This is a genomic window from Mesorhizobium sp. CA14, assembly GCF_020165195.1.
Taxonomy (GTDB): Bacteria; Pseudomonadota; Alphaproteobacteria; order Rhizobiales; family Rhizobiaceae; genus Mesorhizobium.
The window spans coordinates 1-18,461 of record NZ_JAIUHR010000048.1 but is presented as its reverse complement, the minus strand read 5'-3'; the positions used below and the strand labels follow the sequence as shown (position 1 = coordinate 18,461).

Here is an 18,461-nt window from a genome sequence, read left to right as displayed (position 1 = left end):
CGATGGTACCGTTGGCTGGGATCGCCGTGTCGCTGTAGTCGTTGTTTTTGCTAAGTTTTTTCTGTTTCGATGATTGATTTGTATCACAATAGGTAGCACAAATTGTATCACAAAATTTGCGGCAGAAATAGCCGCAGGCTGCAAGATGGCGCTGGGCGAAGCGCCCCCCGAACTGTTATGTATTTCTGAGCCGAATCAACGACATACTGAGCCAGGGCCTATCGCAACGCAGTTTGCTGGCTACATGGCCCCTTGCGCTCCGACGATCGTCGACATCCCCAAGCCCCCCGCCCGCTCGGCGATCGTCATTCCTCTCAATGCGTATTTATCCTTACAATTTCGCGAGCGAGGTGGAGGTCACTGCGATTCTGCCGGCGCCACCGGTTGAGATCATAGATGCCATGAAACCAATTCTTGCCTTGAAGCTCTGGGGCGCGACTGGCGTTCGGGATCCTTACAACCTCAATGGGACCAGTTGCGTTAGCAGGCGCTTCTCTTTGCCGTCCAGCTCCCTCCCCATCTGCAAAAAACGCGTGCTGCCGTGCCGACAAACGCAACTCCCTGCTCCTCCGAACGAGCTATTCGGAGTCGGGTTTGATGCCGACGGTGTCGCCGTCACCATGCACCGCGTCGCGGTCCCAATCGTTGGTCTCGCCAGGCGTTTTGGCGGCCGCTTCCCGTTTTGCTTGACCAGTATCTTTGGGCGGCTGGTGCTGCTGCTTTTCCGTGTATTTAGATTTGTCGCCGCGGCGCATGCAGACCTCCTTAGGTGGCACCAAATTTCTTAATCGACAGGCCGACGAACAGTTCCAGGTTGAACCCACCACTGCGCCTCGCGTTGCAAGCTCAGAGGAAGCCACGCAGGGAGATAAGCGATGCCTCGGATCGCGACCTTCAACGTCAATGGTGTCAACGGCCGCCTGCCGGTGCTCCTGAGGTGGCTTGGCGAGACCAGCTATGACGTGGTTTGCCTTCAGGAGCTGAAAACGTCCGACGACAAATTTCCGGTAGAGGCCATCCGAGGCGCCGGCTATGGCGCTGTCTGGCACGGCCAGAAATCCTACAACGGGGTAGCTATACTGGCGCGTGGGAGGGATCCGGTCGAGCGCCGCCGCGGCTTGCCGGGCGATCCCGATGATACGCACACCCGCTATCTGGAGGCGGAGATCGGTGGCCTCGTCGTCGGCTGCATCTATCTACCCAATGGCAATCCCGCACCAGGCCCAAAGTTCGATTACAAGCTCCGCTGGTTCGAACGTCTCATCACCTACAGCAAATCGCTGCTAGGCGAGCGCACCGTCCTTTGTGGAGACTACAATGTCGTGCCCGCGGAGATTGACGCCGTAGTACCTGCGCGGTGGTTGGGAGATGCCGTTTTCTTCCCGGAAAGCAGGAACGCCTATGCCCGCATGGTGAGCTTGGGCTGGGTGGACGCGATGCGTCGGATCCATCCAGGCAAGGGCATCTACACCTATTGGAATTTCTCCTATCGCGGAGGCTACGACCGAAGCTCCGGCCTGCGCATGGATCATCTGCTTGTAAGCCCATCACTTGCGAAGACGATTCAAGCTGCAGGTGTCGATATCGAGACCCGCGGGTGGGAAAAGCCGAGCGACCACGCGCCCGCCTGGATTGACGTGGCGGATAAGCTGGTCGGCTGATCCATTCCTGCGCCCTCGGCTGGGCCTTTGCGCCTTTCGTTAGATGGTGGCCGCTGCCGGATAGATCACTGACCCGTCGTCTCGAAGAACCGCGCCAGCCGTTGGTACGGCCTTCTCGACCCGGCCATTGCCCATGAGGTGGAAGACCTCCTCGCCACGCGCGACAAGATAATCAGCGATAATGCGGCGGTGGCACCGCCACCAGACTGCTTCCGAGCACATTATCGCGCAGGGACGCGGCCGGAGTGCGAGCAGGCGATCGAGTCCGCTTCGAAATTCCGCCGAGAGAGCATAATCCGCGTAGCTGTGGAAGCTTTGGCTTCTCCAAGCGCCACGCTCTTGACAACGCCGCGGTTCATTAAGTGACGGGGGTTTTGGTCAGAAGAGCGGTCCGGAGCCGAGCGTGCCGTTATGGACGAGCCTCTCGAGACACACCTCAGCGGAATCATTGCTCGCACATTCAATTTTGCTACAATTATCGGAACCGATAGCGCTCGCCCGGTTTGAATCCTGGTTCAGGGAGGTCCGAGTGCGTGCGTAGACCGAAGGACCAACTCGCCTTCATCGAGTTCCAATCGCCGACGCTGGTCGAGAACGCCCCCAAAGACGATGACTGGCTGCATGAGATCAAGTACGACGGCTACCGGACTGAGCTTATCGTCCAAGGTGGCGCGGCACGTGCTTTCACGCGCCGCGGCTATGACTGGTCACACCGATATAAGCGTATTGTCCAAGCGGCGGCGAACCTATCGGCCAAATCGGCAATCCTCGACGGCGAAGTAGTCGTCCTTGGTAAGACTGGCTTACCGGATTTCCAAGCTCTCGAGCGAGAGCTGGGGAATCCAGACTCGCCAAAGCTCATGTTCTTTGCATTCGATCTTTTGCATCTCAACGGCCGAGACCTTCGACAGCGGCCGCTAATTGAGCGAAAAGCTGCTCTGCACCGACTCCTGCTGGAAACGACTCCAACGCTGACCTATGCCGAACATCTGGAAATTAGCGGTAATGACGTGTTCGACCATGCCTGCCGAATGGGCTTGGAGGGCATCGTCTCAAAGCGGGCTGAGTCTCCTTACCGATCCGGTGTCCAAGCGAGCTGGCTCAAAGTGAAGTGCGTAAAGAGCGACACGTTCCCGATTGTAGCGTTCGTTGAAAAGCTCGGAGCCCAGCCGCGCCGCATTGCTTCTTTGTATATTGGCAGATGGGAGGGCGACCGGCTGCTTTATGCGGGAAAGGCGCAAAGCGGCTATACGCTGGAGGCAGCTCGGCGGGTTCGTGAGCGGCTTGATCCGCTAATCATCAGCAAATCACCTTTGTCGGAGCCCATCAAAAAGCCCAAGGCGACTTGGGTGCGGCCGGAGGTGCTAGCTGAGATGCAATTCAGTGGCGTGACCGACCGGGGCATCTTGCGCGAGGCGGTGTTCAAGGGGTTGCGCAAGGATCTTCATGTGATCCCGGCGAAGCCGCCGTCGCCCTCCAAGCGCAGGTTGGAGAGCCAACATGGCGTTCCTCGCGAGAACATTCTCCAGTTGCTACCCGATGCTGTTGCACCTTCCAAGGAAGAGCTTGCGGGCTACTGGCAGCGAGTGGCCGACCGAGCGCTCGTTCATCTGGGCCGACGACCGCTAAAGCTGGTCCGTCATGCCTTCGGTGCCACCTTCTATCACAAGGGACCGCTGCCTCCCATACCAGCGTCGGTGCACCAGCTACGCGTTCAGAAGCGCGAGGGCGGCGAAGGTGTCCGGGTTTGGGTGGATGATCTCAACGGCCTGCTCGGCTTGCTCGAAATGGATACCATCGAGCTTCATCCTTGGAATGCGACGGTTGACGATATCGAACATGCCGACAGGCTTGTCCTGGACCTGGACCCCGGCGAGAGCGTCCCATGGGATGCGGTGATCGAAGCCGCGCTGTCGCTACGGGGGATCTTGGAAGCAACTGGCTTGGAGAGCTGGCCGAAGCTCACCGGTGGAAAAGGCGTTCACTTGATGGCACCGCTCGCCGCGATGATGACCCATGACCGCGCGCGGCAACTAGCCAGATCGCTCGCTCAATGCCTCGTTGACGTCGATCCTGACCGATATCTTCTATCAGCTGACCCGGTAGCCCGGAGAGGCCGCATTTTTCTTGATTACCTTCGCAACGGCCGAGGCAATACTGCCGTTGGTGCATTTTCTCCGCGAGCCCGGCTCGGCTTCCCAATCACTCATCCAGTTACATGGAAGCAGATCGAGGCAGGCATCCATGCGGACGCCTTTACGCTCGCGCACCCGTTCAAAGCCAGTCCTAAAAAGGCCGCATAGGCGCGAGCATCCCGAACAACTCTCCAATCTTCGGGTTCGCGGCACCACGATGGTTAGTCTGCCCGACCCGCGCTCTCCTTGTCACGGAAGATCTGGATGTTGTGCCTGCCCTAGACGGGAAGGACGTCGGCGAAGTCATGAGTGCTGAGGGCTTGGCACGGCGCTGGATGGCAAACGACAGCCGTGGTGCGAGTGGTCACCGCGACGGTTCATTTATCCGGCGTTACTGACGCTGTTCTTTATATCAGGACTGACGAACGTCAGGATCTGGTGACAAGTCATTCCGGCTGAATTTTCATTGTTGCTAAGCGGACAAAAGTTTTTGATTGCGCGCGGGGGGAGTTTTCAAAAATGCGCAAACGATTCATGCTGGCCGCCGCCGCGGTCATGGCGGGCTGTCAGACTGGTCCGCTGCCAAGCGCCTACAAACCGGGCTCGACCTGGTCGCAGCGGCAAGCGGACTATGACCAGTGCAAGATAGCATCGCTCAAAGAGATACCTCAGGCGATGGCAACGCAGATAGATCCTGGCTTGCACACCCCCGGTTCGGTCCAATGCACCACGATAGGGTCAAGCACCAGCTGCAGCCAGGTTGGCGGCATAAACATCCCTGCATCCGCAACAACCTATGACGCGAACGGGGGACTCCGCGATCGCTATGTGGCCAGGTGCATGCAAGCAAAGGGCTACTCGATCCTGCAGCTTCCTATCTGTCCCACCTCGGAGGCGAGGCAAAAGGCTATGACCTCCCCGCAACCTGCCAACGCCAGCGACTATAGGTGCACGCCCGGTGTGAATCTGGACGGCTAGGCGCCTGCTCATTAGGCGTGTGAAGCTCTCTTCGCAAAAGCCCAAACCATCAGCGGATATTCCTCGTCGTTGCTGAGATCTCTCCACACCCCGTAAGCCCGCACCGGCCCGCCGATATGCGCCCTGGCGCAGGCCTTGTTGCCCCAGCCGAACGCCTGCACGTCGTCCTCGGCAAAGCCGCCCTCGACCATCAACTGCTTCAGGCCCGCGGGTGTCCAACGGTTGTAGTCGTGCGGGCGGGCATGCACGCGGAACAGGAACGGTGTGGCCACCATCGCCCAGCCCCCGGGCTTCGTCATGGCGTGGATGTTGGCGGCAGCCGCCATAGGGCGCTGCACATGCTCCAGCACCTGGTCGGCGATGACGATTGAATATTGCTCTTCCGTCCGGTCCTTGCAGATGTCGAAGTCCGGAAAATCGACCGAGTGGTAGTTGGGGCACAGCGCCCGCCAATAGCGGTTCCAGCCCGGGGAGATCTCGATCTCGTCGCGCGACTTTCGATTGCCGCTTCGAGGAACGTCGTGAAAGCTTCGATCTGGCGGATGCGCAGCCAGTTGCGGTCGTCATAGCGGAGCAGCCACTTCACCGCATGTTTGCCGCGATTTTTGAGCGCGCCGGCAAGGCTTGTCATTCTCGACCTCCTCCTGCCCGCCCGCGAAATCTCCGTATCCTAGACCGTGCAAAAGAATGACAACAAGAAGGAGCCGGCGCTGAATGCGCCGGTCTCCAGCCGATCAGACTTCGATCAGTAATTGCCGTTGTAGTAGCGGTCGTCGCACGGCGCGGTGTAGATGCGGCCGTAGCGGTCCTGATAGCGGCAGAGCTGATCGCCGCGGCGCTGCGGTGTGGTGGCCGAGCCGACCACGGCGCCGAGCAAGGCGCCGCTCGCCGCACCGATCACCGTGCTCTTGGTGTTGCCGCCGATCGCCTGGCCGACCAGCGCGCCGCCGGCGCCGCCGAGCAATGCGCCGGTGGTGGCCCGCTGCTGGCCTTCGGTTTGCGTCTCGCAGCCGGCGAGCGCCGCCGTCATCAGCACCGCGAGAATGGCCTTCTTGGTAAACATCACTCGAACTCCTCTGAAGCCCCTGGGGACTGACAGGCTGGGGCAAACAAATTCCCGAGTGCGGCTGCATTGCGGCGGAACGGCGGCGGAGCCTGCTCACGAAATGAATCAAGGTTTCCCGGCGGTTGAGCGCCTTGGTTGCCAAACGGGAAAGATCTTGTCCCGGGACAGTAAACAGCTGCCGTGTTCAAACGAACTTCACCGGCACGATGATTGCAGCAAGTCCGCGATGATCCGGGCATGCCATGATCTGCTCGATCGGCGTTGGTTTTGGAACGGCCTCGCCGTCTTCGATCATCCCTTCGACATGCAAGGCGAGGGCCTCCTCGGCAAGGTGACGCGCTTCTTCAAACGTTGCGCCGGCCGTAACGACGCCGGGAAAGTCGGGGAAAGACACGCCGTAGTCGCTGGCGTCCTCTTTGTGGATCAACCCGACGTATTGGCGCATTCCGTTCCCTTGCCGCTCGATCAACGACCGCTAGTTTAAAGCACCAGCACGGCGGCGCAAGGCGATGGACAAGTTTGCAACGGCTCCCGCAGGCCCCCTTGGGAGGCCAAGAACCCGTGCGGCCCAGTATCTGCGCATGTCCACAGAAAGGCAGATCTACTCGATCGACAACCAGAGAGATGCGATCCGCAATTATGCGAACGTCATGGGGTACGAGATTGTTGCAACCTATGAGGATCCCGGGCGAAGTGGCCTCAGCCTCGTGGGGCGCCCGGGCTTGCGGCAGCTGTTGGAGGATGTGGAAAGCCGGCGAGCCGATTTCGAAACCGTCGTTGTCTACGACGTCAGCCGATGGGGACGCTTTCAGAATACCGACGAAAGCGCCTCCTATGAATACCGGTGCCAGATAGCTGGAGTGCGTATCGAGTTCTGCGCCGAGCTGTTCATCAATGATGGGAGCATCGGGTCCGACGTGCTCAAGGCAATCAAACGCAGCATGGCCGCGGAATACAGCCGCATGCTGTCGAACAGGGTCTTCGTCGGTCAAAGCCGCATAGTCAAACTGGGTTTCAGCGGCGGTGGCCCCGCCGGCTATGGTTTCAGGCGCCTTCTTGTGGATGGCTCCGGAAATCCCAAGGCAATGCTTCGTCGCAACGAGCGAAAAGGGCTTGCCAGCGACCGAGTCATTCTGGTCCCGGGGCCAAAAGATGAGATCTCGACGGTAAGATGGATCTTCAATCAATTCGTGACAAAGGGAAAAACGGAAGCCGAAATTGCGGCTGCCTTAAACGCGCGCGGCCTTGTCACTGAATTCGGCCGACCATGGACCAAGGCGTGCGTCGGCACGATGTTGGCCAGCGAGAAATATATCGGCAACAATGTCTGGAACCGGATATCCCACAGGCTTCTGCACGACCGGGTAAGAAATCTGCCGAGCGCATTTGTTCGCGCCGACAATGTTATCGAGCCGCTCGTAAGCCGGGCGGTGTTCGATCGTGCGCAAACTATCAGGCGGGCGCGCGCTTATCTCAAACCCGATGAGGAGTTGCTGGCCGATCTGAGCAAGCTGCTGAAAGAGCGAGGGAAGTTGTCGAGCCCAATCATTGACGCCGCCGCCGGCTGTCATTCGGCCTCGATTTACTCGCACCGATTTGGAAGCATGAAGGCCGCCTACCAGTTGATCGGATACGACGCGTCGGCGAACTATCGGAAACTGGATGTCAGCAACCGGCTCAAACAGATCCGGCGGCACGTAGTCGAGGACTTGATATCGAACATTAGCAAGGCCGGCGGCTTGGCACTGTACGATCCAAAAACAAAGCTTATGCGTGTCAATGAAGAATTCTCCGTCGCGATATCCATCGCGCGCTATCGGACTATCGTCACCGGTTATCCACGCTGGATATTCTGGAACCGTGGTCTCGTTGGGCCAGACGTGACGATTTTGATCAAGATGGAGCCTGATCATCAAACTGTTCGTGACTTCCTCATTGCGCCCGCTCATGAAGCGCAGTCTGCTCTTCGCATGCTGAAGGCGGACAATGGCGTGCGCCTTGATGCTTTCCTCTTCGCTTCGCTTGATCCCGTGGTTGAGATGGCGAGACGAGAACCGATTTCGGCAAATGCATGAGAACAACAAAAGCCGAGCTTCGCCGCTTCGTCAGAAACAACCGGCATGCCATTCGTCTGACGCACGACTTGCAGGCGCCATTGAACCCGCTGCGTGGCCCCGGGTTCTTGCGGACCTACAAGCGCCAGTTGGACCATATGCAGGAATTCATCAAAGAAGCTGACACGGTGCGACATCAAATGGAAAGCGTCATCGATGCCTTTCACCAGGTCCTGAGCATCGCTGCATTTCAAGCGTTGCTGCAAGCGGATGGTTTCGCAACGCTTCCTTCTGCGTTGGCACAATGTTCGCCAGACGGCGGGGCGAAAGCCGGTATTTCCGACGAACAGCCGACCCCGTTACCGCTCGCTGCCGAGCCGCAGTTTGTCGGAGGCATCTGTCTCGAAGCTCTCGACCTGTTGAAGGATTTTGGCGCCCCCTTGAAGATTTTCGGCTTGTTGCGAGAGGTCGTGCCGAACCGACAGGTTGAAATTGTCCGGCTCATGCTCGCCATGGACCGCGTGCAATTTCGTGTAGCGAAGGTCCTGATCGAACTCACACCGCGATCGCAACTCACCGACCCTGCGGCTCGTAGAAAAAGATACGAGGGCATCTCGCCGTCGCAAATGGCTGCCATGGAAGCCGACCTTGCCAAGGTCAGCCATGAATACCTGAGCGCTGCCAGCTCCCACGGCGCAAGAATGCTCAACCTGATCGCCGTTGCGAGTTATTTTGACCGACTGCTGAACAGGCCCAAGTTAGTGCGGTATCTGGCGTGCAATTTCGTCAGGCAACTCGAGGTGTTTCAGAAGTTGCTCGACTTCCGGGAGATTCGATACAAGAACCGCGTGGCGACGGCTTGAGCATTGGAAGCGAAGATCAGTCAACTGCGGAAGGTTGACCAGGAGCGGACGCCTGCGTTCGGCTGCGAATGTGCCGAACAGGGCTGAAGGTCTCCTTCCGGCTCTGCCGCTCCAATTACGCGCAATGCCGCGATGCCCGATGGACGCCGGACCGGGGTCGGAGAGTAGCCGCTTTGAGCCTGTGTCGTTTCGTCATCGGTCTCCTACTCGTCGCGCCAAATGACGCGTTTCCTTCGGTGATCGACCGCGACATGCCGCACCAGGTCGCCCTGCCCGACGACATCTGCACGGGGCACAACTTTACGCTAATCCAGCGATTCCTCGATCAGCAGGGCCTTTCATACCGGATCAGGACGGTGATTGCGGTCTGGGAGGATGGCAGACAGGAGCAATGGCGGCTGCATTGCTTCACGGACCCGGATGCGGCAAATGCCTTTGTCGCCCATTTCGGGGGTATAGCGTTCGATCCGAAGCGGGACCGGGAGAACGGGCGGGCGCGCGGCGTCTGGCGCCGCCCGGGCGCTTACAAACGAATTCTGGAAATCGGACCGCTCAGCGTGCCGGAGCCGCTTCGCAACTGAACTCAGGCGCGCTCTGGCCTGACCGTTTCAACCACCAACGATCCTGCCGGCAACGGCCGCAATAACTCGCTCTCTGGTTTCGAGAGACCGAGCCAGGCGCGCCAATTCTCAGGCTGAAGAACGACAACCTGCCGATTGTGATATGGTGCCACGTCCGGTCCAGGATCAGTCGTCAACATGGTGAAGGTGGGCGGCTTGTTGCCGGCCGCCTCACGCCAGAGCCCGGCAATAGCCAGGAACGAAGCACCGTTCAGAGTGAAGCGGTGTTTCGCCTTTGGGTATTTGGTGCCCGTAAACTCGAAGAAGGCCGAGGCAGGAACCAGACAGCGCTTGCTATCAGCGAAGCGCCGATCTTCCGATCGGAAGTTGAACACCGGCCCTCCTTTCGGTCCCGGCGAGGGAAAGCCGAACGTCATTGAGGCGAGTTCGACCTCATCGCCGGCAGCTCGCATGATTGGCGCCGGATCGTTGATGCGAATGTCGTCAGCTTGAGGAAGATCAAGCTCGGTTTGATGCGTTGGGATCTTCAGCGCCAGCTCGGCCATCATCCGGCAGTACTCAGCCCAGGCGACATGCTGCTCATAATCATTGCACATGGAAGCTCATCCGAATTGATCGCGCTCCACCAGAATATGATCTCTGCAGCCGCCGCAATAAAGGCTTTTCGGGCGTGCGGTGGATCGTTGAGGCCCTGAAGGATACTGAGGCAAGGCTTGCGCGCCGCTATGTGCTTCCTGCCGGTTGGTGCGGGCCATCCAAGCAAGTGCGCGTTGCGCTCGGCAAATCGGGCAAGACAATCTACACGGTGGCTCGCGTTGCCCAAGCAGCAGATATGCTCCTAGATCTCAAATCGCTCATCCTGCACAGCCGCCTTCCGCCACATGCCGAACCGGACCCAATTCGCCAGAGTGACATCTGTTCGGTTAGCTTCGGCTAATGGGAACATTCCCTTGCCGCCACTGTTCTTTGTCACCAGGAGGAACAGCCATGGCAGACGACAAGAGCAAGCGCGGTGCTCGTGACCGCGATCGGGTATCAGCGGATGAAGATTACGAGGTGCGGCATTTCGCAAACAAGGTAGGGCTCACAGTTCAACAGGTGCGCGATCTGATCAAGCAGCATGGCAACGATCGGAGGACGCTGGAACGGGAGGCGGAGAAGCTTCGAGGATGAAGATTTCGGAGCTTGGCCCACCCATTGTTGGCCCGGTAGCGAGCCGGTCGACGAGCTCATGTTTGCCCAATCCGCGGCCAAGCCATTGATCTCCGAGACCTGCGCCAGCTCATCTGGCACCAACGGCCAAGTCACGAGCCACTTGAACTGGACGCATAGCGGACCGCTTTCAGGTCCGATACGCGGCGATAGCGGAAATGATTGCGAATGTGGTCGTTGAAAAAGCGGCCTTTGACGACAAACGCTGACCGGAACGCCGCGTAAGTCTACGAAGGCACCCCCTCGAAGTCGTAGCGCTTGCCGCTGGCCACGCACCAGACGGATAAGACCCTGCTTGCCGGATCATATTCGGTTCTCCTGATCGAAGTGGATGAACAGGGGGTGGGATTACCCACGGTTGCAGATCGCAAACGATCGGCCGGGTCTTTTGTTTCAGGAACACGAACCTATAACGCCCCTATGAAGGCGATGGCGACATACGATTCGAAGACGGGCACGTTCACGCTGGAGAAGGGCATCTGGCGAGGAACGTTCCCGATCGAGGACTTGCCAAAGTGGCTGAAGTTCTATCGCCAGCAGCAGGAACGATATCCAACTCACGCTGCCCAATACGCTCCTGATGTGGAAGCGCTTGAAGCATTGGCGGCCGAACTCCGTGGTCAGTGAGCCTATGGATAGTAATCGCCTGTTCACCATATCGGGGCATCCTCATTGAAGGTGCCCCCAACGCACCTAATCTACTCCTGCGTCATTTGAGACGCGCCCCCCGCCCAAACTGGCGGCCGACGCTTTCATGTACGGACCTCAAATCCAGGTATGCGTCGGCCGCCGGTCTTTTTCGAAGAGATCAGCGCGATGACCACTAAGCTGGCCAGCGGCATGATCGTCGTGCCGCCGCGCATGTGCGCGGTCACGCCCAAGCTTGTCGACGAGCTGGTTGACGATCTTCGCGCAGCACTGCCCGCCTACCGGTTTCAAATCGTTCCCGACTACATAGGCCGGCAGAGCCATGAATTCTTCGTCGTGTCGGATGGCAAGGTGCCGGATGAAGCGATCGAAGCGCTTCAGGCCGTTCTAGCTCGATACGGTGACAGCAATTCCGCGGTTCGCTAGTCCGCTTTTATCGCTTGCCTGAGGGTGTTCTTCGAGGGCTTGCATGCCCGCCGGTTGAGGGGCACCTGTAATCTTATTGCAGCGAGCAAGATTGTCACAGGAATGGATGAATCCGCATGGTCCATGCCGAGATCAGGGCGATGAAGATGCGGCACAACGGTTCTGCCACACCGGAACAGCTTGCAATACTTGCTGGCGCGCTCAAAGAGCTTGGAGCCGATCTGTCCTTGGCCAGTCCCGAGCGGGAGACGCTGGCGGCGAGGTCATGACGCTGTTTGAGAACGGCGTCGAGACGCTGGATGAGGCAGCGCTCTCCAAATCACAAAAAGCCCGTCGGCCGGAAGCCGACGGGCAGGTACTGAAGGAGCCTGAAGGGCGCATACTGGCAACGTGCCCGGCAGGCTACTCGGGAACAGCGGAAACCTCCGGGTTGTTCCTCCGATACCTATGTCCGACCCTTCAGTCGCAATGCGCGCGAGACGAACGTCGTATCCGTAAACTCATAAGTCCTTCAGTACGAAACCTTTTCTAGACACGGCCATTTGGGAGTGCTGGCGAGCATAGTCCCTTCGTCGCCCGCTCATGGATGCCCACCATTGCCTGCGATGATGGTGGGCATCCATCGCCAAAGGTGCCGGATTGCCGATTCCTCAAGAACTTAACGACGAATATCTCACATTCGGGTGCCCAAGTTGCGAACACCCGATCGTTCGAAAAGGCTCATGGTTCAAGACCATATCCTCATTCAAATGTCCGTCGTGTAACGCGGCGCTCCGGCTTGGATATCCCGAGAAGCTGCACCTTTTCGAGAAGCACAAGCATCTGATAGCGAACTCAGCAAACAGATGATGTAAAAGGCCCGCCGGCCGGAGCCAGCGGGCGACGGTGGTTGGTCTCGGACCCGCCAGGACCGAGAACTTGATCACAAAGCACATGGGACGGCGTGCCGCTGCCACAAATGTTAAGGCAAGGCCTGCTTACGCCGCAGTTGGTCGATCTCTCGCTTCATGTCCTGAAATCGACGGTGCCACAGGTGGCCGAAGTTGGTTGACTCGGACTCGGTGCAAAGAGTAAGTCGCGGTTCGCTCCCCGCGTCCAGGGTGCGCTTTTCACCAACAAAGGTACCCAAAAATGGACGACAAATATACCAATGCTCGTGAACACTTCTTCGGTGCGATCCGCGAGCTAGCAGCCTCCGCAGACAGCATTCAGGCGAGGCTGATTGAAGCGAGCGCAACCATCCTGAATGTTACAATTGACGAATTCAACGGCGACCTCGAACTCAAGATCAAATTTGCAAAGTTGCTGGACTTTTTGGCGGCCGATCAGGACGATTTGGAGAAGGTCGCCATAGAGAACGCGGCGCACATGACCGACTTCGAAGCGGCGAAAGTCGCCGATTTGATTTGCGATTTCTATTACGAGATCACCTAGGTTCGGTGCGTGCTAGCCGCCCCGCAGCACGCGCCAGATATCGGACCAATAGGCCGCGATCCGGGACGCCAGAGCCGCAGCCGCCATTCCAGGTTACCTCGAGGGCACCCAGCCCCATGAGTTCCATCGCGTTGCTTCGGCGGTAACTGCCTTCACCCCGGTCATGTCATCATTTTGTTTGCTGCAGCGGTTTCGGTGGGGCCACTCGGTCGACCAGCTCGTCTGCCTTGTGATACATCTTCGCCCGGCTGGCGGCGGCGCGCTGTTCCGATTGCTCATAGCTCAAGGCTGCCCGCGCATCGTTCTCCGTGATGCCATCGGCATGGTGTTCCAGAACTACGCGCCGTTCCCGCATATATCGGTTGAGGAGAATGTCGGTTTCCGCTCTCCGTCCGTCAGGTAAGCAAGGCCGACATCGCGGCCCGCGTGGGTTGCGCGCTCGACATGGTGCGGCTCAAGCAATTCGGCGATCGCCGGCCAACGCAGCTTTCTGGCGGCCAGCAGCAGCGCGTGGCGTTGGCCCGCGGCTGGTCTTCCAGCCGAGCCTTGTGCTGATGGACGAGGCGCTCGGCGCGCTCGACAAGAAATTGCGCTAACGCATGCAGATCGAGATCAAGCAGATCCATACGATGCTGGGCGTCACCATCGTCTATGTCACGCACGACCTCCTGCGGGCCCAACGACTACCGCGCCGCGGGCAGCCGCGCTTTTGGCAGGCTGTGAATAACGTGGACGTGTGATTGCACGGGCGAGATTTTGGCGCAAAGTGCATTCATGACGGCGGCTGAATCGAATGCGGTTCTGTTTGAAATGGCAGTCGGAAATATCCGATCGCTGCCGCTGAGCTTCGCAGAAAAAGCAGCCGAAATCGCACATCAGACATCAGGTCGGCTGCTCTTCGAAATCCGCCTGGACGGTGACGCACACTACCAACGGTTGCCGCCATAGGCTATGCGCTAGGAGAGATAGGCATCCTGGTCTTGGATAAGGAAGGTGCGTCCGTCAGGTCCAGTATCGCCGAAGGCAGCTTCGCCAGCTTTCTCGAACCGTTGGAGTGCTGGAGTAACCTGCCGCTTCGGGACCAGGCCAACGATGATATCAGGGGACACGCAATCCTTTTCATAGCAGCCCTGCGCAATGCCGGCTGTGCGCCACTCCGCTAGGCGTTATCTGATCATGAACGTGGGGCGAGACAGGTCACGATTATCGCTCGGACCCCAAATCGAAAAGCGTCCGTCTCCCCTCACCCCGGCGGCGGACGTTTTTCGCTTGTGGGTTGGCGGTGTTGCCTGTGATCCGGCAGCTGCTTGTATCAAGCTCCAGACGAATGTTACTACTCGCCTCGGCCCGCGATGCGCGGGCGCTGGATCTCGGGCTGCGCGCCTACGTCAGTTCGCGGCGCCTTTTGACTTTGCGCCGATTGCGGCCGCTGGCGCCGCCGGTGTTTCGGCCGCCGCTGCTGGGGCCGTTGCCTGAGGAGTATCCGGTGCTTGAGGGCTGTTATTGCCGAGATCGACCGAGATGCCGAAGAGCTTCCACTGATGGTCGGCGGGAGCGAAAAGAAGCTCGAAGTTCAGGCGAAAGGGCACCGATGGAAAGAAGCCTGCCATGTGCAGCATGCCGTTGGTCTCGATCTGCGGCAGCAGGGTCAGCTGTGGCTCCAGAACCGCGACACCGGCGAGGTCAATGCCTTGTTTGCGCTGGCTGGCGAATATCTCGGCCAGTTGCGCGGCCGTGCTGGCCTGCAGGCCCGGCGCGCCGAGGTCGCGCAGCACGGTATAGTTGCCGGTCTTGTTGGCTTGGTCGACCGCCAGCAGTGCGTATCGCACCAGGATCAGCACGCCGTTCCTGTCGATGTTGGCGGGCTTTGGCTTGACCAGCCCGCCGGGTTTCGCGGAGCGTTGCGTCTTCTTCTCCGGCGGAGCCGTCTTCTCCTGCTGAGCCGCCGCCGGAAGCGGCTGCGCCAACGCAAGAGGCAGTGCCATGGCGAGCAGGAGGCGAAGCAAGATCGCCTTCATCTGGTCGCTCCGTTTTCGGAGCGTCCGGGCGGGCGGTTGCATTGCGCCATCAGCCGCCACAGGTCACCAGGCATAGGTCAGGCCGGCGCGGCCGCCCACCGTGCCGGACGAGCCGACACCGATGCCGCCATGGACCATGAAGCTCTCGCTGATACGCGCTTGGGCGGTGCCGGCAAAGGCGTTCTTTCCCTCGAAGCCGCCCCAGTTGATGGAGACGGCATAATTCTTGTCCAATGGCATCGCCGGCGCGGCCATGGCCATGGCCGCGCCCTCGAAGGCCTGGTCAATGCGCCCATCCAGCCTGGCGAAACCTTCGCTGAGGTTGGCCTCCAAGCCGGTCACCCGGTTGTCGAGGTTGGCGATGTCCTGCGTGTTCGTCGTCACCCGGCTGTCGAGGTCGGCGATCTGCAGCGTGTGGGTGTCGAGCGTCGCCTGGTGCGCCGCCAGCATGGTGTCGTGGCCATCGAGACGACCGTCCTGCTCGACATTCTTGGCTTCGACGCCGTCGAGCCGACCGTCTTGCTCCGCGTCTTTCGCCACGCCGACACTTGCCAGGCTGTCGACGTAGTCCTTCGTGGCCGCATCCGTTCCAGCCGTCGGCGTGCCGACATTCTGGATGCGGTTGCCGTTCATATTGACGGTAGCGCCAGAGGCGGCGCTCAGGCTGCCCCCAAAGGTGCCTTGGTTGATCGTCGCCTGGTCGGCCTGGATCAGCCCATTGACTTGCACATTGGCGTTGAACGTCGCTTTCGCGCCGAAAGTAGCCTCGCCGGTGTTTGCGTCCAAATTAATCTGGCTTCCAGTGGGGCCAACTTGGATAAATGGCGCGGGCACGAACGAGGTGTCGGAACCCGAGCAATCATCGTTCATCGTGGTGCCGATATATCCGGCAAAGCTGCACACCGTGTTCTCAGGGTCGCCAGCGTCCCCGCCGAAGGAGACCTGTGCCGAAACTGGCGCCGTCCAGAAAAAGGACATGAAAAATAGGACCAAGAACGGCGCACCGACGCCACGGCCTCCATGACACCCAAAGAGATTCCAAGTCGAATCCATGATCCCCTCAAACGAAAAGCCGCCGCGTTTTCGGGCGGCGCTGCCCTTTCCAAGCTCCGATCGGAGATCGACGGTCCCACGACCAAGAACAGAATCCACGTCTCTTTGTCCCGGAGCTACGGCACATCTCGCATCCTCCACTTGGAGGGGGCACGACGAGTTTGTTAGCGCCTGCGCGCCTTGCCCGGTGCCGTCGGTCGACATGCAAATGAACTCGGTCCTCCGCTCGCGAGGCGCTAGCGCGGCCATGCCGGCGGCGAACCCCGCCGCCAGCGACAGGCCAGTCAGCGCGCAGCCGGGAAGCAGCCGCTCCCGCGCGACCGATTCCCCGGCTGTGCCTGCCCACGCCTCGATCGAACGGAACCCGTGCGCCATCGTCACCCCCATTGCTGAATCGCCCATCTACGCTCTTGAAAGTGTCGGGAAAAAACAGAAGCGCGCCCCGCCGGATGCGGCCGGTCTTTGCGCGAGATATTGGATTGCATCCGTCCAGCCCCTCGGTTCATTGGCCGATCCGCACGCAGCGGAACGGAAACGGCTACGGCTCCGACAACGGAGCGCAGCGGCATTCGAGGGAAACGTTTGGGGGAGGACGGGCCGTCTGAACAGACCGGACGACGCGGTGCTTTCAAATAGGAAAATTCAGGAAAGCAAGCCGGAAAATTCAGGAACGGATTCTATCGGGAACTCTCCGGAGGCTGCCCGGCAGGGGACGCACCAGTGAGGCGGAGGAGGCCAATTCGCCAGCGGAGGTCGGAAATATCGAAGGAGGGCCCGCGCTATTTCAAATCCTTGAGCCAGTGCGCCCAGGGCGACAACCTGCTGTCGGCGTCCTTGGAAAGCGCAGTTCCCTTCAGGGCCTGCGCACGCGTTTCCCGCGGCGAGGTCCCGAATTGTTTGCGATAGGCGAGGGAAAAACTGCGATAATGGTTGAACCCATGCGCTTGGGCGATGTCCTCGATCGACTGCCCGCTTCTCGCCGAGCGCCTCAATCTCGCATGAGCCAGCGACAGACGCTTACGCCTTATGTAGGCGGCGACGCCGCCGGAGAATTCAAACAGATGGCCGAGATTGCGCCTCGTCATGCCGAATTGGCGGGCAATTGACTCAGGGCTCAAGCCGCTGTCGAGAATACGTGCGTCGATATAGCGGCATATCCGCTCGGTCATCGCCATGCGGACGCTGCCGAGTTGCTCGTCTCTTATCGTGCCATTGAGGGCGGCCGCAGTCAGGTGCACGGTGGCGGGTATGGCCGCCCTGGCCTGTTCCAGCGACATGTTGGGCAGATGCCCTAGCAGGTTTGACAGGTGGTCCTTCAGGAGCGTCGCCAGGGGATCGGCCGACCGCAGCAGATGCAGATGATGCTCGTCCGGCGCGTGAAGATGGGGCGCCAGCTGATGGCGCGGCAAGACGAGGGTAAGCAATTCATTGTCTCCCCCGCGCATGTAGAGCGGTTGCGCCATATCGCAGACGAGGATATCGCCGGGACCAACCGGCACTCCGCCGCCGTGCGGAGCGCTCCAGCCCCCGCGAAAAACCAGCAGATGAAAGCTGTCCATGCCATCGCGCCCGATGCACGCGCGGGATCGGCTCCAATCCTGAGCCGGCCCTTGGAACGTGCCGAGGAGCGCGCTTTTGAGGTGCCAGAAATCCACGCGCGCGTTGAAGGCTTTTGGAAATTCCCTGGGCGTCCGCAAGTCGTATTGCGACCCTATATGGTCCTGCCAAAAGGCGAAGGCTTGCTTGCCAGGCATGCCCCGCGTATCGAGCACAGAATGCGGCACCGGCGCATTTGAGGGCTCCATCAGAGGTTCATCCGGGATACGTCCACATATGACATTGGCGGCTCGACGCCGCTGGACCATAGAGGGAAATGTGGCCCGCAGCAACGCGGCAGGCCGCAACCGGCGCCCGCTTTCCTTCTTCGACGCACGGCCCTCCGCGACTTTTCACGAGCAACGCGCTCGCCGGGGTTGCGGCGCCTTCGCTCCAGTTCTTCGGCGATGACGGTGTCGCCCTGTCGTTCGAATCGCTTGCCGGCAACCAAGGACCATGGACCAACGGCCAGGTCGAGAGGATGAACCGGACCATCAAGAACGCGATGGTCAAGCGCTTCTGCCACGAGAGTCACGATCAGCTCCGCCTGCATCTCGCCGACTCCTCGCCGCCTACAATTTCGCTCGCAGGCTCAAGACCCTCAAAGGCCTCACGCCCTACGAGTCCATCTGCAAGGCATGGGCCTCCCAGCCCGAACGTTTCGGTTGTGTGCGTCAAGTTCTGCAAAAGGGGCGGCCACGAGGCTGGTCATGCGGCTTGGCGCAGAGCGAGCTTC

19 protein-coding genes and 5 pseudogenes are annotated in these 18,461 nt (G+C 59.7%); 13 read left to right on the top strand and 11 right to left on the bottom strand.

Going from position 1 to position 18,461, the window contains the following annotated elements; translation table 11 throughout:
* Window positions 1-578: 578 nt before the first annotated feature.
* Window positions 579-755: a hypothetical protein gene (locus LB565_RS29135; RefSeq protein WP_224589524.1), complete on the bottom strand. Its 177-nt coding sequence runs from the start codon at window positions 753-755 to the stop codon at window positions 579-581.
* Between the two features lie 120 nt (window positions 756-875).
* On the opposite strand from LB565_RS29135, the gene xth reads away from it, so the two are divergent.
* Window positions 876-1,661 carry an exodeoxyribonuclease III gene (gene xth, locus LB565_RS29130; protein ID WP_224589523.1) on the top strand — a complete coding sequence of 262 codons (786 nt, stop codon included), beginning with the start codon at window positions 876-878 and terminating at the stop codon, window positions 1,659-1,661.
* Between the two features lie 39 nt (window positions 1,662-1,700).
* Here the strand turns inward: xth and LB565_RS29125 are convergent.
* A pseudogene (locus LB565_RS29125) lies at window positions 1,701-1,979 on the bottom strand (DUF488 family protein); the annotation flags it as partial.
* Between the two features lie 215 nt (window positions 1,980-2,194).
* Between LB565_RS29125 and ligD the strand changes: the two are divergent.
* Window positions 2,195-3,964, top strand: a complete 1,770-nt coding sequence (ligD, locus tag LB565_RS29120) for a DNA ligase D (protein ID WP_411970700.1) — start codon at window positions 2,195-2,197, stop codon at window positions 3,962-3,964.
* Window positions 3,965-4,785: 821 nt separating this feature from the next.
* On the opposite strand, the pseudogene LB565_RS29115 reads toward ligD, so the two are convergent.
* The 3 genes and pseudogenes from LB565_RS29115 to LB565_RS29105 form a co-directional block, all read right to left on the bottom strand.
* Window positions 4,786-5,405 (bottom strand): annotated as a pseudogene (locus tag LB565_RS29115) (class I SAM-dependent methyltransferase).
* A 114-nt stretch (window positions 5,406-5,519) separates the two neighbouring features.
* Window positions 5,520-5,837 carry a YMGG-like glycine zipper-containing protein gene (locus tag LB565_RS29110; protein ID WP_224589522.1) on the bottom strand — a complete coding sequence of 106 codons (318 nt, stop codon included), beginning with the start codon at window positions 5,835-5,837 and terminating at the stop codon, window positions 5,520-5,522.
* Between the two features lie 196 nt (window positions 5,838-6,033).
* A pseudogene (locus tag LB565_RS29105) lies at window positions 6,034-6,285 on the bottom strand (type II toxin-antitoxin system HicB family antitoxin); the annotation flags it as partial.
* Window positions 6,286-6,349: 64 nt separating this feature from the next.
* Here LB565_RS29105 and LB565_RS29100 point away from each other — a divergent pair.
* The 3 genes from LB565_RS29100 to LB565_RS29090 all read left to right on the top strand — a co-directional run bounded on the left by LB565_RS29100 (window position 6,350) and on the right by LB565_RS29090 (window position 9,338).
* A complete protein-coding gene (locus tag LB565_RS29100) occupies window positions 6,350-7,915 on the top strand; it encodes a recombinase family protein (protein WP_224589521.1) in 1,566 nt (521 codons plus the stop codon).
* On the top strand, window positions 7,912-8,757 hold the full coding sequence (locus LB565_RS29095) for a plasmid partitioning protein RepB C-terminal domain-containing protein (protein WP_224589520.1): 846 nt from the start codon (window positions 7,912-7,914) through the stop codon (window positions 8,755-8,757). Before LB565_RS29100 ends, LB565_RS29095 begins: the two co-directional genes overlap by 4 nt.
* Window positions 8,758-8,930: 173 nt before the next feature.
* Window positions 8,931-9,338: a hypothetical protein gene (locus LB565_RS29090; RefSeq protein ID WP_224589519.1), complete on the top strand. Its 408-nt coding sequence runs from the start codon at window positions 8,931-8,933 to the stop codon at window positions 9,336-9,338.
* A 2-nt stretch (window positions 9,339-9,340) separates the two neighbouring features.
* On the opposite strand, the gene LB565_RS29085 is transcribed toward LB565_RS29090, so the two are convergent.
* Entirely contained in the window at window positions 9,341-9,934 is a 594-nt protein-coding gene (locus tag LB565_RS29085; protein ID WP_224589518.1) for an SOS response-associated peptidase, read from the bottom strand.
* On the bottom strand, window positions 9,883-10,101 hold the full coding sequence (locus LB565_RS30085; RefSeq protein ID WP_224589525.1) for a DUF982 domain-containing protein: 219 nt from the start codon (window positions 10,099-10,101) through the stop codon (window positions 9,883-9,885). Before LB565_RS30085 ends, LB565_RS29085 begins: the two co-directional genes overlap by 52 nt.
* A 224-nt stretch (window positions 10,102-10,325) precedes the next feature.
* Here LB565_RS30085 and LB565_RS29075 point away from each other — a divergent pair, with 224 nt between their 5' ends.
* From LB565_RS29075 to LB565_RS29045, 7 genes and pseudogenes are all read left to right on the top strand, one after another.
* Window positions 10,326-10,511: a DUF3606 domain-containing protein gene (locus tag LB565_RS29075; protein WP_224589517.1), complete on the top strand. Its 186-nt coding sequence runs from the start codon at window positions 10,326-10,328 to the stop codon at window positions 10,509-10,511.
* 297 nt (window positions 10,512-10,808) lie between these two features.
* A complete protein-coding gene (locus LB565_RS29070; protein WP_224589516.1) occupies window positions 10,809-11,177 on the top strand; it encodes a hypothetical protein in 369 nt (122 codons plus the stop codon).
* Window positions 11,178-11,366: 189 nt separating this feature from the next.
* Window positions 11,367-11,624 carry a hypothetical protein gene (locus LB565_RS29065; RefSeq protein WP_224589515.1) on the top strand — a complete coding sequence of 86 codons (258 nt, stop codon included), beginning with the start codon at window positions 11,367-11,369 and terminating at the stop codon, window positions 11,622-11,624.
* Window positions 11,625-11,740: 116 nt separating this feature from the next.
* The gene (locus tag LB565_RS29060) at window positions 11,741-11,893 is read left to right on the top strand and encodes a hypothetical protein (protein WP_224589514.1); all 153 of its coding nucleotides are present in this window, start codon (window positions 11,741-11,743) and stop codon (window positions 11,891-11,893) included.
* Between the two features lie 862 nt (window positions 11,894-12,755).
* A complete protein-coding gene (locus LB565_RS29055; protein ID WP_224589513.1) occupies window positions 12,756-13,058 on the top strand; it encodes a hypothetical protein in 303 nt (100 codons plus the stop codon).
* Window positions 13,059-13,320: 262 nt separating this feature from the next.
* Window positions 13,321-13,753: pseudogene (locus LB565_RS29050) on the top strand (ABC transporter ATP-binding protein); the annotation flags it as partial.
* Between the two features lie 79 nt (window positions 13,754-13,832).
* Window positions 13,833-14,006 carry a hypothetical protein gene (locus LB565_RS29045; protein WP_224589512.1) on the top strand — a complete coding sequence of 58 codons (174 nt, stop codon included), beginning with the start codon at window positions 13,833-13,835 and terminating at the stop codon, window positions 14,004-14,006.
* Between the two features lie 440 nt (window positions 14,007-14,446).
* Here LB565_RS29045 and LB565_RS29040 read toward each other — a convergent pair whose 3' ends face one another.
* The 4 genes from LB565_RS29040 to LB565_RS29025 all read right to left on the bottom strand — a co-directional run bounded on the left by LB565_RS29040 (window position 14,447) and on the right by LB565_RS29025 (window position 18,278).
* Window positions 14,447-15,076: a hypothetical protein gene (locus LB565_RS29040; RefSeq protein WP_224589511.1), complete on the bottom strand. Its 630-nt coding sequence runs from the start codon at window positions 15,074-15,076 to the stop codon at window positions 14,447-14,449.
* Window positions 15,077-15,139: 63 nt separating this feature from the next.
* Complete coding sequence (locus LB565_RS29035) at window positions 15,140-16,531, bottom strand: YadA-like family protein (RefSeq protein WP_224589510.1); 1,392 nt, start codon at window positions 16,529-16,531, stop codon at window positions 15,140-15,142.
* A 377-nt stretch (window positions 16,532-16,908) separates the two neighbouring features.
* Entirely contained in the window at window positions 16,909-17,934 is a 1,026-nt protein-coding gene (locus tag LB565_RS29030) for a helix-turn-helix domain-containing protein (protein ID WP_224589509.1), read from the bottom strand.
* Window positions 17,934-18,278 carry a hypothetical protein gene (locus tag LB565_RS29025; protein ID WP_224589527.1) on the bottom strand — a complete coding sequence of 115 codons (345 nt, stop codon included), beginning with the start codon at window positions 18,276-18,278 and terminating at the stop codon, window positions 17,934-17,936. Before LB565_RS29025 ends, LB565_RS29030 begins: the two co-directional genes overlap by 1 nt.
* On the opposite strand from LB565_RS29025, the pseudogene LB565_RS29020 reads away from it, so the two are divergent.
* Window positions 18,180-18,388 (top strand): annotated as a pseudogene (locus LB565_RS29020) (integrase core domain-containing protein); the annotation flags it as partial. The gene LB565_RS29025 and the pseudogene LB565_RS29020 overlap by 99 nt on opposite strands.
* Window positions 18,389-18,461 lie beyond the last annotated feature (73 nt).